Source organism: Methanococcoides sp. (genome assembly GCF_030594565.1).
Lineage (GTDB): Archaea > Halobacteriota > Methanosarcinia > Methanosarcinales > Methanosarcinaceae > Methanococcoides > Methanococcoides seepicolus.
The window spans coordinates 1-14,294 of sequence record NZ_JAUVEY010000040.1 but is presented as its reverse complement, the minus strand read 5'-3'; the positions used below and the strand labels follow the sequence as shown (position 1 = coordinate 14,294).

Annotated in this window: 11 protein-coding genes; 4 read left to right on the top strand and 7 right to left on the bottom strand. The window is 43.6% G+C overall.

Annotation, left to right across the window (positions count from 1 at the left end; genetic code table 11):
• The coding region (locus QAS77_RS05095) for a thiamine pyrophosphate-binding protein (protein ID WP_305064348.1) at positions 1-1,180 on the top strand (1,180 nt) is incomplete at its 5' end.
• Here the strand turns inward: QAS77_RS05095 and QAS77_RS05090 are convergent.
• The 4 genes from QAS77_RS05090 to QAS77_RS05075 form a co-directional block, all read right to left on the bottom strand.
• Positions 1,177-1,470 (bottom strand): DUF427 domain-containing protein, encoded by a 294-nt coding sequence (locus tag QAS77_RS05090; protein ID WP_305064347.1) that lies wholly within the window; start codon positions 1,468-1,470, stop codon positions 1,177-1,179. The genes QAS77_RS05095 and QAS77_RS05090 overlap by 4 nt on opposite strands.
• Positions 1,471-1,554: 84 nt before the next feature.
• Positions 1,555-2,142 (bottom strand): Maf family nucleotide pyrophosphatase, encoded by a 588-nt coding sequence (locus QAS77_RS05085; RefSeq protein ID WP_250868510.1) that lies wholly within the window; start codon positions 2,140-2,142, stop codon positions 1,555-1,557.
• A 1-nt stretch (position 2,143) separates the two neighbouring features.
• Positions 2,144-4,624 carry a U32 family peptidase gene (locus QAS77_RS05080; RefSeq protein ID WP_305064346.1) on the bottom strand — a complete coding sequence of 827 codons (2,481 nt, stop codon included), beginning with the start codon at positions 4,622-4,624 and terminating at the stop codon, positions 2,144-2,146.
• Between the two features lie 78 nt (positions 4,625-4,702).
• Positions 4,703-9,262, bottom strand: a complete 4,560-nt coding sequence (locus tag QAS77_RS05075; protein WP_305064345.1) for a tetratricopeptide repeat protein — start codon at positions 9,260-9,262, stop codon at positions 4,703-4,705.
• Between the two features lie 132 nt (positions 9,263-9,394).
• Between QAS77_RS05075 and larB the strand changes: the two genes are divergently transcribed.
• From larB to QAS77_RS05060, 3 genes are all read left to right on the top strand, one after another.
• Positions 9,395-10,165: a nickel pincer cofactor biosynthesis protein LarB gene (gene larB / locus QAS77_RS05070; protein ID WP_305064344.1), complete on the top strand. Its 771-nt coding sequence runs from the start codon at positions 9,395-9,397 to the stop codon at positions 10,163-10,165.
• 20 nt (positions 10,166-10,185) lie between these two features.
• Complete coding sequence (gene larC / locus QAS77_RS05065) at positions 10,186-11,376, top strand: nickel pincer cofactor biosynthesis protein LarC (RefSeq protein WP_305064343.1); 1,191 nt, start codon at positions 10,186-10,188, stop codon at positions 11,374-11,376.
• Between the two features lie 603 nt (positions 11,377-11,979).
• Complete coding sequence (locus tag QAS77_RS05060; protein WP_250868515.1) at positions 11,980-12,117, top strand: hypothetical protein; 138 nt, start codon at positions 11,980-11,982, stop codon at positions 12,115-12,117.
• A gap of 113 nt (positions 12,118-12,230) precedes the next feature.
• On the opposite strand, the gene QAS77_RS05055 is transcribed toward QAS77_RS05060, so the two are convergent.
• The 3 genes from QAS77_RS05055 to QAS77_RS05045 form a co-directional block, all read right to left on the bottom strand.
• The gene (locus QAS77_RS05055) at positions 12,231-12,443 is read right to left on the bottom strand and encodes a hypothetical protein (protein WP_250868516.1); all 213 of its coding nucleotides are present in this window, start codon (positions 12,441-12,443) and stop codon (positions 12,231-12,233) included.
• A 22-nt stretch (positions 12,444-12,465) separates the two neighbouring features.
• A complete protein-coding gene (locus tag QAS77_RS05050; RefSeq protein ID WP_305064349.1) occupies positions 12,466-13,698 on the bottom strand; it encodes a 3-isopropylmalate dehydratase large subunit in 1,233 nt (410 codons plus the stop codon).
• Between the two features lie 159 nt (positions 13,699-13,857).
• Complete coding sequence (locus QAS77_RS05045; protein ID WP_305064342.1) at positions 13,858-14,208, bottom strand: transcriptional regulator; 351 nt, start codon at positions 14,206-14,208, stop codon at positions 13,858-13,860.
• Between the last annotated feature and the right edge of the window lie 86 nt (positions 14,209-14,294).

Sequence of the window (14,294 nt, the reverse complement as noted above, 5' to 3'; positions counted from 1 at the left end):
TTTCAAGAAACCCGGCGTATCAGTATTGAGCACACCGACGGACATACTTGCAGAAAAGCTTGATGAGAAGGTTTATTCCATTGAAAAAAGAATATTCCCCAACAAAACAGCTCCAAAGGATGCTGACGTTCAAAAAGCTGCAGACCTTATCAATGGGTGTCAGAAGGTCACTCTTTTTGCAGGCTGGGGGTCCAGACACAGTGGAAAACTGATAAAAGAGCTATCTTCAAAACTGAACGCACCTGTTGCAACCACATCAAGAGCAAAAGGTGTCGTGCACGAAAATGATCGTTTTAGCCTTGGCGTACTGGGCTCCATCGGTTCGAAACACGCAGCAAAGGCAATACAGAACTGCGATCTGATAGTTATAATGGGTTCCGGTTTCAGGCAGGCCAACCTTGTGCCTTCGGGAATAAAGATAGTACAGATAGACATAGATCCGACAAAGCTCGGCAAGACCTTTGATGTTGATGCGGGAATCGTTGGTGATGCAGACCTTGTACTCCAAAAACTTTTGCCACTTATTGAAAGGAAGGAAGAGAACACAGAATTCCTTGAATATATAGACAAAATGAAACAGGACCACCACGAAGAACTTGAAGCCGAATCGAACGACCTTTCCATTCCGATAAATTCCGGTTATGTTATACAGGCTATAAAACGTCATGCAGACAAAGATGCGATCATCTGTGTTGATGTGGGGGACCATACATATTGGTTCTACAAGAAGTTCATGTGCGAGGGACAAAGAACATTCATGTCCGCAAACATTGCAAGTATGGGATTTGCACTCCCAGCGGCATTATCAGCAAAACTTGATTATCCGGATAAGCAGGTAATATGTGTGACGGGGGATGGTGGTTTTGCAATGTTAATGGGAGATTTCACCACCGCCGTAAGAGAAGCCCTTGGCATTAATGTCATAGTCTTTAACGATGGTAAGCTCAAGAACATAAAGAAAGAACAGCTACGAGATAATTATCCCGAATACGGAGTGAGCTTCCCTAATCCAGACTTCGCGGAATTTGCTAACTCTGCCGGAGGCGAAGGTTACAGGATAGAAGACCCGAAAGATCTCGATGCTGCACTTAAAAAAGCATTCTCATCTGAAAAGGCATCACTTATTGAAGTTGTAGTTGACCCGGATAAGATGGCTGCAAGCACAAAAAGGGTAGATTAAGGAACTACCTCAACCCCTTTCCAAAAAGCAACATACCCCGTTATCTCTTTTGCTGCCTCTTTCGGTTCAGGATAGGACCAGGCAGCATCATTATTTTCTTCCCCGTTGACAACGATATCAAAATAATGTGCCAGACCCTTCCAGGGACATGTTGAACGAGTATCCGACTCCCTTAGAAATTCTTTGTTCACCGACTCAGGTGGGAAATAAAGATTCCCTTCGATCTCTTTTACCGAATCACTTTCCGCAAGTACAACTCCATTCCATTTTGCTATTGCCAAAATAACCACTCCTTAAAAATAGTTGGAAAACATCGTTTATGTGGTTTTCGGTGAACAGCAGATTAATAAAATTAAAAATACCTGGCATGGGTATCAACTATCATCAAAGATAGAAACACCCATTTCCCCAAGAATATTACCAAGCCTGAAAAGAGGAAGACCAACTACATTGAAGAAATCCCCATTGATACTTTCAACAAGCACAGCCCCTTTCCCCTGTATTGCAAAAGCCCCCGCTTTGTCAAGCGGTTCTCCTGAATTCACATAGGATGCGATCTCATCAGATGACATTTTTTTCATATGCACATCCGTACTCACGTATTCACTGACACATTTGCCGGAATCCATATCGAGAACGGTCATTCCGGTGATAGCCTGAACAAACTTCCCACTTATGCCTTCAAGCATTTCCTTTGCATTTTCCGGTGTATGGGGTTTTCCCAGAACAGCTCCTTCACAGAAAACAACAGTGTCTGCAGAGATGATGATGCCCGAATCGAACCTTAAGGCAACATCCTTTGCTTTCTCCAAAGAGTGAAAGACCACCAGTTCCTCAACGGTCATATCCTGCAGGGGAGTTTCTTCGTACGAGCTAACGCAGACCTCAAAATTATTCCCGATCAACTGGGAAAGCAGTTCTTTCCTGCGAGGAGAGGCGGAAGCAAGTACGACCTTTCTCACATCACACACCTTTGAAATAGTGACCGGAAGTGAAATCAGAACCCCGTTTGGAATAGATGACCGCATCCTTACCATCCATGACCCGGCGATATGCAGATGTAATTTCCTGAACATCCTTTTTACCATAAAGGGAAAGGTCCAGACGTATCACATCGATCCCGCATTCTTCGAACTTGTCCACATGGTCCAGCATCTCAATGACCATTGAATCATAGATAAGTGTCCTTTCCCCGACACGCTTAACAGGATATTCATCACTCTTCGAATCGACAAGAAGGACCTCACTGCCTTCAATGGTGATCCCATTATCGATAAGAGGCTTTAGCAGATCATGTTCGGTTATGAGCATAAGTTCCCGTCCATGTGCAACCGCTTCGAGCTGGTGAGACTTCCCGCGACAGGAGATATCATCTGCCACATCTTTCATCTCATCCATATTGAGTTCACTGGAAAGGGTCACACGAAATGCCCCTGCCCTGTAGAACTCATCCGAAGTATAGGAATTGAATGTGTTGAACTCCTTCTGCACAACAAAAGGAATGCTCATCTTTCTTGCCAACTCGACCTGTCCCAGAGTATAACAAGCTATACGCAGACCTTCCTCTTTTACAGTCTCGAACATTGGAACAAGTGCATTCAGTTCAGCCTCATGCGATATACGGGGAGCCAGAACAACGATCTCCACCGTTTCCTTGACATCCCTGAACATTTCAGCATACTCCTCTGAAAGCAATTCCGAGAATTTACTGATCGGCAGATAAACAATGTCGGCACCACACTCCACAGCATCAAAAAGAGCACCGCTGTTCTTTACCTCCACACTTAGGAGAGGGACATTAATTTCAGACCCAACGGCAGCCGTATCATCGCAGAAATGTGCCATATCGGACAACTTAGGATGCTTTTCTTCCCTTCGGTAAGATGCCAGTATCTTTTCCAGCAGCATATCCGCAGCCTGTCTTCTGGCATTTGTGAGCACTCCCATGGGAATGAAAATTTCGCCATTTATATTCACATCGACGTCCTTTGCCTCAAATGAGGTATCACCGAGCTTCTCCATGACCTCAACGATCTTGTCCTTTGACATCGGTGCCTTCTGGGCCTTTTGTACTACGAAATCATCAACGAACTCAGCACTAAAAGAAGCAGACGATACCCTAACCTTCAGCACCTCATCCACACTTGCGTCCACTTCAATGGAAACCGGCAACCCCTGTTTTCGTGTTCGCTGCAAACGCTCCAGAAGTCTTTGATCTGTCGTCAGATAAACCTCATTGCCCACAGAGACAGCCTTACCAGTCTTCGAGCTTATCTCAAGGGTAACAGTATCCCCTTTATTTGCCTCTTTGATCTCCTCGCCATCTGCATCAAAGAGCTTGTTCACAGCTGACCCCAGAACACCGACCTTTGTATGGATACCCACACCATCCTTCAGACGAATATCCTCCCCCAATGTAAGAGTAATGCTGGTAGTGTACCTGAAATCTTTCACTTTGCTTATCTTGCCCAAAAAGACACCATAACTTGAACTGTATTTCGGATGTGCTACATCCCTGTCCCCAAGAACGAAACCCTTGGTAAATCCCCTGTAGAACAGCTTTGCAAGGTCCTTCTCGAATTCCTTGACCCCATCCTCGCTAAGTTCCTCAGAACCACAGAATGCTTCCACGACCTGTTTATAAGCCTGAGAACTTTCGGTCACATATTCCGGTCTTTTCATCCTGCCTTCGATCTTCAGGCTTTTCACACCGGTTTTGACAATATCGCCGATCTCGGAAAGAGTGCAGAGCTCCGCACAACTGATAGGGAACCTACCTGTTATCTTCTCATTCACGCTCCGACCGTTCACAACAAAAACATAAGGTCGTCTGCAAGGCTGTGCACACGCACCACGATTGGCACTGCGGTCATTAATGAAACTGCTGAAAAGACATTTCCCGGAATAAGAGTAGCACAACGCACCGTGTACGAATATCTCGATCTCAACATCGGAATTCTTAACGATGTCCTCGATCTCCCGGACCTCAAGTTCCCTCGAAACAATGACACGGACCGCACCGGCATTTGCTATAAAGTTCACACCTTCGATCGTATGAACGGTCATCTGTGTGCTTGCATGCAACGCAAGGTCAGGATTGCTCCTGTGAAGGATGCTCAAAAGCCCGAGGTCCTGAAGGATGATCGCATCGATACCAAGCGAATATGCTTTATCCACAACATCAAGGGCATGCTGGAGCTCATTCTGTTTCACAGGTATGTTCAATGCAAGGAAAGCCTTGATACCATGAGAGTGAAGCAGATCGATGGTTTCCTCAAGATCATCTACGGAAAAGTTCTTCGCGCCTTTTCTTGCATTAAGGTCCGTAACACCAAAATAGACAGCATCAGCACCGCCTTTAATTGCGCCTATCAATGCATCGATATCGCCCGCCGGAGCCAGTATTTCCGGAGGGGTATTACAGACCGTATTATCATTTTTCAAAATATCAACTCATCACTTTTAAGGAAGGTATCTTACTTTTCCGTAAGAAATACCTATCCCTATAAAAGAACTTCCTGTTCAGATCTCGTTTCTTAATTCCCGTGCTGCTTCATACATACGGATAGAATCTTCGCCCCTTCCCATCTCACCAAGCAATGAACCAAGATTATCAAGGGTCCTGGAGGCGTGTTTCTTGTAACGAACATTCTCCGGATCAGCATTCAGCAATTCAACATATGCCTCAAGTGCTGATTCATAGATGCTCTTTGCATCTTCATGGCGACCCATATCCGCGAACAGCTTTGCAAGATTGTTCAATGTAAGAGCAGCACCGTATTGATATGCTGCATCCTCTTTATCCCTGTCAAAAAGATCGACATATGCTTTAAGGGAAGCCTCAAACATTGCTTTAGCTTCTGTAAACTCACCATCCTGTGCAAACATCGTACCAAGATTGTTCCTTATAGAAGCTATCTCGAACTCCTGCACTATTGGTGATTCACCTTTCTCGATAAGCATGTTCCTGATGCTTAATGCCATTTCATAACTTGAACGTGCATCAACATTCCTACCAGCATTCATTAAAAAACTGCCCATGCGGTCATAGAGATCAGCCACCTTCGCATGATGCGAAAGATCAGAGGGATCAATAAGAGAAAGCTTCTCGTACATAGAGATAAGGACATCGAGATCTTCTTCTTTTTCACTCTCACCACAGTCAATTTCAAGAAGACGTTCCATACCATTCAATACATTACGGAACATAGAAATGAAAGTGACGTTTTCAGTCTCCCCTTGCATCAATTTCATCAGGATATTAAGAGTGGAACCATACCTTGAACGGACATTATCGATACGACCAGCATTCATCAAAAGACCGATCATTGGCTCATTGAGTTCTACGATCTTTATATGGTACGAAAGATCGGAGGGATCAAGAATGGAAAGCTTCTCGTACATAGAGATCAGGAAATTGAGATCAGCTTCCTTTTTACTGGCATCAAATTCCGTATCAAGAAGAGATTCCAGATCAGCCAATATCGTATGGATCATGGAAAGGAAAGTGACATTGTCAGGCTCCTTCTGAACCAGATCCATAAGAACATCAAGCGTGGAATCAGACCTTGAACGGGCATCATCAAGACGACCAGCATTTATCAAAAGAAGGATCATGCGCTCATTGAGTCCGGCGATCTTTGCAGTATAGGAAAGATCAGATGGATCAAGAAGGGAAAGCTTCTCGTACATAGAGAGGAGAACATTGAGGTCAGCTTCCTTTTCAGAATCAGAACGGTCCGTATCAAGACGAGATTCCATGTCAGTAAGTATCGTACGGACCATGGAAAGGAAAGTGACATTATCAGGCTCCTTTTGTACCAGATCCATAAGAACGTCAAGGATGGAATCGGACCTTGAACACGCATCATCGAGACGACCAGCATTTATCAAAAGAATGATCATGTCCTCATTGAGTCCGGCGATCTTTGCATGATACGAGAGATCGGAAGGATCAAGAGTGGAAAGCTTCTCGTACATAGAGATGAGGAAATTGAGATCAGATTCCTTTTTACTGGCATCACTTTCAGTTCCAAGAAGAGATTCCATATCAGTAAGTATCGTACGGACCATGGTAAGGAAAGTGGCATTATCAGGCTCCTTTTGTACCAGATCCATAAGAACGTCAAGGATGGAATCGGACCTTGAACACGCATCATCGAGACGACCAGCATTTATCAAAAGAATGATCATGAGGTCATTGAGTTCAGCGATTTTTGCAGTATAGGAAAGATCGGAAGGATCAAGAGTGGAAAGCTTCTCGTACATAGAGATGAGGACATTGAGTTCATCTTCCTTTTCAGTGTCAGAACTGTAAGTCTCAAGAAGATATTCCATGTCACTAAGTATCGTACGTATCATGGAAAGGAAATTGACATTATCAGATTCCTTTTGTAACAGGTCCATAAGAACGTCAAGGGTGGAATCATATTTTGAACGGGCATCGGCAAGACGACCAGCATTTATCAAAAGGATGATCATGCCCTCATTGAGTTCGGCGAGCTTTGCCGGATAGGAGAGATCGGAAGGATCAAGAGTGGAAAGCTTCTCATACATAGAGATGAGGACATTGAAGATATATTCTTTTTCAACGTCATTATCGTTAATTTTGATAAGAGATTCCATATCAGTAAGTATAGTACGGAACATCGAAAGGAAAGTAGGATTCCCAGGATCCTTCTGAATAAGTTCCATCAGATCGTTAAGTGTGGACTCATATTTTGAACGGGCGACAGAGAGACGACCAGCGTTCATCAGAACATTGCCCATGCGCTGATTGAGTTCTGCGATCTTCACATAATGGGAGAGATCGGAGGGGGACAGTTGGGAAAGTTTCTCGTACATAGAGATAAGGACATTGATGTCAAATTCCTTTTCGCTGTCGGCACAATCAACCTCAAGAAGATGTTCCATATCGGCAAGTAAAGTACGGAACATAGAATGGAAAGTGACATTATCAGGATCCTCCTGAATAAGATCCATCAGAATAGTGAGTGCTGAATCATACTTTGCACGGGCAGCATCGAGGCGCCCGGCGTTCATCAAAAGGTTGCCCACCCGCTCATTGAGTTCGGCGACCTTCACATGATGAGAAGGGTCGGAGGGATCAAGAATGGAAAGGTTCTCATATATAGAAATAAGAACATTGAGGTCAGATCCTTTTTCACTTTCATCATTGTTCATTTCAAAAAGAGCTTCCATATCGTTCACTATTGTACGGAATATAGAAAGGAAATTGGCATTATCAGGTTCTTCCTTGATCAATTTCGTCAGAACATTAAGTGTGGAACTATACCTTGAACGAGCGTCATCAAGACGACCAGCATTCATTAAAAAACGACCCATGCGCTCATTGAGTACAGCGATCTTTACATGATAAGAGAAGTCGGAAGGATCGATATTGGAAAGCATCTCGTACATAGATATCAGGGCATTGAGGTAAGATTCCTGTTTGCTGGCATCCATGTCAGTTTCAAGAAGAGATTCCATATCATTAAGGATCGTAAGGACCATTGGAAGGAAAGTGACGTTAGTAGGATCCTCATGCATCATATCCATAAGAACGTAAAGAGTGGAATCAGACTTTGAACGAGCTTCAGCAAGACGACCAGCGGTTATCAAAAGACGTATCATGCGGTCATCGAGATCGGAAATCTTTGTAGTATAGGATACGTCAAAAGGAAACATATCGGAAAGATTCTCGTACATATAGATGAGGGTATTGAGATCGGATTTATGTTCGTTGGTATCACGATCAGTTTCAAGAAGAGATTCCATATCATCCAGCATCTCACGGATCATGGAAAGTAAATTGACATTCTTAGGGTCCTCCTGTATCAGATCCATGAGGTCGTCAAGAGTGAGATCAGACTTTGAACGAGCATCATCAAGACGACCAGCACCTATCAGAAGGTGCACCATGCGGTCATTGAGTTCGGAGATCTTTGTAGCATATGAGAGATCAGAAGTATCAAGAGTGGAAAGCTTCTCGTACATAGAGATGAGGATATTGAGATCGGCTTCCTTTTCGCTGACATCATTATCATTTTCAAGAAGAGATTCCATATCAGTAAGTATCGTACGGACCATTGGAAGGAAATTTGCGTTATCAGGCTCATCCTGTATAAGATCCATAAGAACAGTAAGTGTGAACTCATACCTTGAACGTGCATCGTCAAGCATTCCCTTATCCGCATTGCCGCGGGCAAGCTTGACCAGTCCGAGAATGGAATCAGTGATCCTTTCAAGGAAACGTGGTTCATCATTTGCGAGACTTTGAAGCATATTCAACAGTTCATGAAGCTTCTTGCTGGAAGCATCGTATTCCTGCATATCAAGAAGGACATGGACCTGTTTCTCCAGTATATCTACGAGGTGGTCACGGAACAAGTTGTCAGATGTATCGTTCTTTAGCAGTCCGGAATATCCGCTATAAGCACTTTCAAGATTCATTCTTGCATCTTCCAGAAGTCCCATATCATAGAGAAGATTTGCAAGATTGGTCTGAATGGTCAGAGCTTTTACACCATTGGAGTTGTTCAGAGGATCGAGTACAATGAGCTTAGTTGATAACTTAAGTGCTCTTTCGAACCTTTCTTTTGCATCTTTTTGCGGACCTATTTCAGCAAGAATGGTAGCAGCATCATTGAGCGCAGAAGACGCAGATGAACAGTGAACAACATTATTCGGCTCTTTTGAAAGAAGTGTATCATATGCTTTCACGGTCTCTTCAAAGAAAGGTCCTGCATGCTCTGTATCACCTTTATTAACAAGAAGAGTGGCGACCTTGTTCATAGCCAGGGCTTTGTGCTCTATAAAGGAGGGGTCGGACTTTGCAAGATCATCCAGTAGCTCAGATGCCTCCACATACCTCTCAAGGGCTGCATCAATTTCCCCTCTGGATTCCATTATTTCTGCAACAGATTGAAGAGTATTTATTAGCAGATCGATAGAATCTGCATCCTTTGCTTGCTTTTCAGCAACAAGCAGTATCTCAAGAGCATCTTTCTGCTGTCCGGCATCTAAAAGGGACATCCCTTTTTTGAAATTACGAAGTGCCATATCTTTTGATCTTTGTGACATGATCTCTAAACCTGTGATTAGTACCTGATTTCCACGCTATCAGACTACATTTAAAGCAAGCTATCGTTATTAGTCTTTGCCTAAAAGGGACTTTTATTTATATAGTCCAGCCCATTGTTAAAAGGATCGAGCATGGAATTGAAGAATATATTGCGACAGGTGAAAGAAGGTAGTACAGACCTTGTGAACGCAGAAAACCAGATACGTTCCATGGGATACGTACCAGTCTCGGATATTGCAAAACTGGACACATTCCGCAAATACCGCACGGGGTTCATGGAAGCTATCCTTGCAGAAGGAAAGGAAGCAGAAGACATAGTAGAGATAGTGAGAGCACACAACGAAACTGCCGGAAGAACACTTATTACACGCATTAATGAAGAACAGGCATCTGCCATTAGAAATGCATTCAAGCCGGAGAATATTGAATGGGACATGCATTCAAGAACAGCGGTAGTGCATGATGGCACCCCTGCACTAAAGACAGGAGGCACCGTGGCCATCATTACAGCCGGTACTGCTGATATCGATGTTGCAGAGGAAGCACGTATGGCTGCCTCAGAGATGGGGTGTAGTACAATTCAGATATACGATGTGGGCGTGGCAGGGTTCCAAAGGCTGATATCTGAAATGAGTGTATTTGAAGAGAACAGACCTGACGCGATAGTTGTGGCAGCCGGAAGAGAGGGAACGCTACCAACGGTAGTATCCAGCCTTATAGATGCACCTGTGATAGGGCTGCCCGTATCGATCGGATATGGTGCCGGTGCCAAAGGAGAAGCTGCACTCCTTTCGATGTTGCAGTCATGCTCCATATTATCAGTGGTCAACATCGATGCTGGATTCGTTGCAGGCGCTTTTGCCGCAAGGATAGCAAATAGTATTGCAGAAGCGAGAAAGTAAGAGTTCTGAGGCGTAATACCATGAGAACACTTGTATTTGAACCATTTTCAGGCGCTTCCGGAGATATGATACTTGCAGGACTGATCGATCTTGGAGCAGACAGGAGAGAGATAACAGAAGTTATCGAAGCCTCTGTGGATGTTTCCGTAGCTGTTGAAGATGTCACTAAATGCGGGATACGTGCCACAGATGTTCATATACATACAAAGGACAGTACAAGGATAAGGTCATTCGAGGAACTTATAGACATAATAAAGGATGCGAAACTTCCCGAAGAAGTGGAAAAAAGTGCCATTGCAGTCTTCAGGATCATTGGAGAAGCAGAGGCAAAGGTTCACGCCATGCCTCTTGAACAACTACATTTCCACGAGGTAGGTCAGGATGATGCACTTGCAGATGTCATAGGTTCTTGCTATGCTATTCACAAGATGAAGGTAGAGAATATATTGTGCACCCCGGTCAATGTCGGAGGAGGAAGTGTGAGAAGTGCACATGGGACATTGCCTGTGCCAGCTCCTGCGACCACCGAGATACTCAGTGGAAGTGGCCTGGAGATACATAGTAGCGGTGATCGGGAACTGCTCACCCCAACGGGAGCCGCTTTACTTACTTATTTTGCAGACCCTAGCGACCAACTTCCCCCAGGAAAGATAATGACCATAGGATATGGTGCAGGAGATGCGGAGACTGCAATGCCCAACGTTCTTCGCATAATGCTCATGGAGACCACAGGTGTCCTTTCACGTGACCACATGGAAGTCCTTGAGACGAATGTGGATGATGTTACCGGAGAAGTGCTTGGGAATCTTTTTGAGGCACTCATGGAAACCGGTGCCAAAGATGTCGCCATAACACCTGCCACCATGAAAAAAGGACGCACTGGCCACATCATACACGTCATCGCACATCCGGAGGACAGCGAAAGGATTGCAAGGGAGCTGATAAGACAGACTGGGACCCTTGGAGTTCGCATCCTCCCAACAAAGCATCGTTTTATTGCAGAACGTAAGATGAAGAACGTGAATATAACGATAGGGAAGCAGACCTTTCAGGTAGCTGTCAAGATAGCACATGACACTTCTGATGAAGTTCTCCATATTTCAGCCGAATTCGAGGATTGTAGGAGAATAAGTCAGGAATGCGGGCTTCCATTGAAGGAAGTTATAAGGCGCGCTGAAGAGAAGGCCTGGAACGATATTCTGAAGAAATAAAATTTCGGGATCTTATTTGAGAAAGGATGTATAATTGAGCAATTGTAAAAAATGAAGCCACACAGTTGCATTTATTAAGAAAAGGTATTTCAAAACAAACCTGCTTGTTATTAAAGAAAAGGCAGTTAGTAGCGTGAAATACAGATCATCTTTTTCAATATTAGTACTCAGAAAAGGATACTGACATCAAAATTAATCTGTTTCTACTTTTTTTAGCTAATTTTAGATAATAACGTCAGTAGAGATCGTTTTTGAGAGACAAAATAAAAGATCCTCAATTATTAGAAAATACGTTTTATTGGAATCCCTGTAGACACGAAAGAGTAATACATCCAACAGATATTGATTTTTTTCGAATAATAAAGTTATTAAAGCACATATTGTAAATTATAGAAAACTATATATAGTTAAAGTTTTGCACAAGCAAATTTGTTTATAAAAAAATTACAAATAAACATCAAATTTAGCATGTTCACAGGAATGGTATATAAATAAATACGTAACCCATAAATAGTAGAAGATTAGTCTTTGATTGCCGATTGAATAACAGGCGATCGGCAAAAAGGAGTCTAAAAACGATTTAACTAAAAAGGAGAAACAGCTATGTCTGAAAAAATAGAAGTCCGAGTAGTTAATACTTCACCAATGGCACATGTATTGCATGGGTTCAAATTGAGCGATGCAAAACCTGAAAACAAAGTGCATGCAATCCCAGATATTCATGCATCCATTGCAGAATGATAGTTGCTCTTTTGTCAGGCCTCGATATTCATTACAGATATCGTGCCAACTATCTTTCCTTTAATAATTGGCCATTTGGCCAGAACTAAAATTAAAAGGTTGTTCGTGAGGGATCATTTCCTCACGACATCTTTTGCTTGTTTTAAATGTTCGGTACACTCATCCATTTTCGTGGCTGCCGTACGGATATGACCTGCAACTTCCTCGAACCCTGCAGCTTCCAGCTTGGAGATCCAATCGTTAAAGCTCTTGCTATGACTTTCACTATGTTCGATCCAGTGTTCAAGAAGATGTTCCAGTTTACCTTCATCAAGTTCTTCTGCCATTATACTACCTCCACTTCTAAAATTACACAGTTCTTGGGTCGGTTATCTCACCTGTGATCGCTGATGCCGCTGCTGTTGCAGGAGATGCAAGATAGATGAAACCTCCTTTGCCCATCCTGCCCTTGAAATTACGGTTCGCTGTCGAGATACACACCTCACCTTCACCTATAACACCCATGTGACCACCAAGACATGGACCACATCCCGGAGAACCCAGTGTGACACCAGCATCAAGAAGTATTTCTGCAGTACCATTGCGGACAGCCTCAAGCATTATTGATCGGGAAGCCGGAATGACGATGGTCCTTACAGCAACCTGCTCGCCTTTGAGAAGCTCAGCTGCCACTTCGAGGTCTTCCAGTCGTCCATTGGTACAGGTTCCGATGAACACCTGATCCACCTTTTTACCCTCGATCTCCGATACATCACACACATTGTCCACCTGATGCGGAAGCGCCACCTGCGGTTCGAGATTTGCACAGTCAATATCATATTCGGCACAGTATTCAGCATCCTCATCTGCATAGACTGGCTCATATCCTTCCACAGCCCTGCCTTCAAGGAAATCGAAGGTCTTTTGATCAGGAGGTACGATGCCTGCTTTAGCACCCATCTCAATAGCCATATTTGATAAGGTCATCCTGCCGGATATCGACATGTCGGCAATTGTATCGCCATAGAATTCAGCAGCCTTGTAAGTAGCACCGGATGCGCCAACCGTACCGATCACTTTGAGTGTTACATCCTTGGCAAGAACGTTCTTCTTCAGTTCTCCGGAGGCAGTCACTTTAATAGTTTCGGGCACCCTGAACCAGAGTTCACCGGATGCGAATATCTCGGACATGTCAGTTGCACCGACACCCGTACCAAAAGCACCGAAAGCACCATAGGTGCATGAATGGGAATCAGCCCCGACAACTAGCTTTCCAGGCATTGCAAAACCGTTCTCAGGAAGGACCTGGTGACAGATACCCTCACCCACATCAAAGAAGTTCGGTATACCCTGCTCCCCGATCCATTCCCTTATATCATGATGTAAAGCCGCAGTCGTTTCCGTGTTTGCAGGTGTTAGATGGTCAAAAGGAATAACAATGCGCTTTGGGTCCCAAACATTATCAAGGCCCATGTTCTTGAACGAACGTACCGCAAGCACACTTGTGCCATCGTGAGCCATTGCATAGTCAACTTTTGCCATGACGAACTCATTGGCCTTTACATCCTTTCCACTTGCTTTGCTGAAGATTTTTTCACTGATGGTACTCAAAAGATTAACTCCTTGTGTCGCTTGCTTAGTGTATAATACAATGAACAGGTAAATATTTGTATCCGTCCCCTGATTAAAATAGATTTGCAACTAAGACTGTTGCAACAATAAAAAAGATTAGACTAATGACCTGAAAGAAAGAAAAGGAGATCAAGAAATGCTTTTGAGCTTTTCGATATTCTCCAATAGCATTTTGTTTTCAGACAATACTTTTTTCTCAATTGTCTCGATGATCTCATTCATTGGAACAATGAGCGAATATACTTTTATTGGCCTGCCTTTGCCCTGTTTCTTCTTTAGTTCTTCGACATCTACCCAATTGTTCTCTTTAAGGTAGTTCATAGCGATGCTGACTTCCGGCTGCCTCAGACGGGACATCCTCTCAACCTCGCGAGAAGTGATCCGATCGGTACTGAGTAAACAGGCAAGCGCTTTTGCAACCGGTTTTGATACATTAAGCTTCTGAAGAAGTATTACCATTTCGTGCTCTTTGTCATCCATATACGGATCTCCATCATTCATGCCTACCATTATATCACCAGTTTTATAAAGAGCATATTATCTTTGTAGTTTATAAGATTTATGGT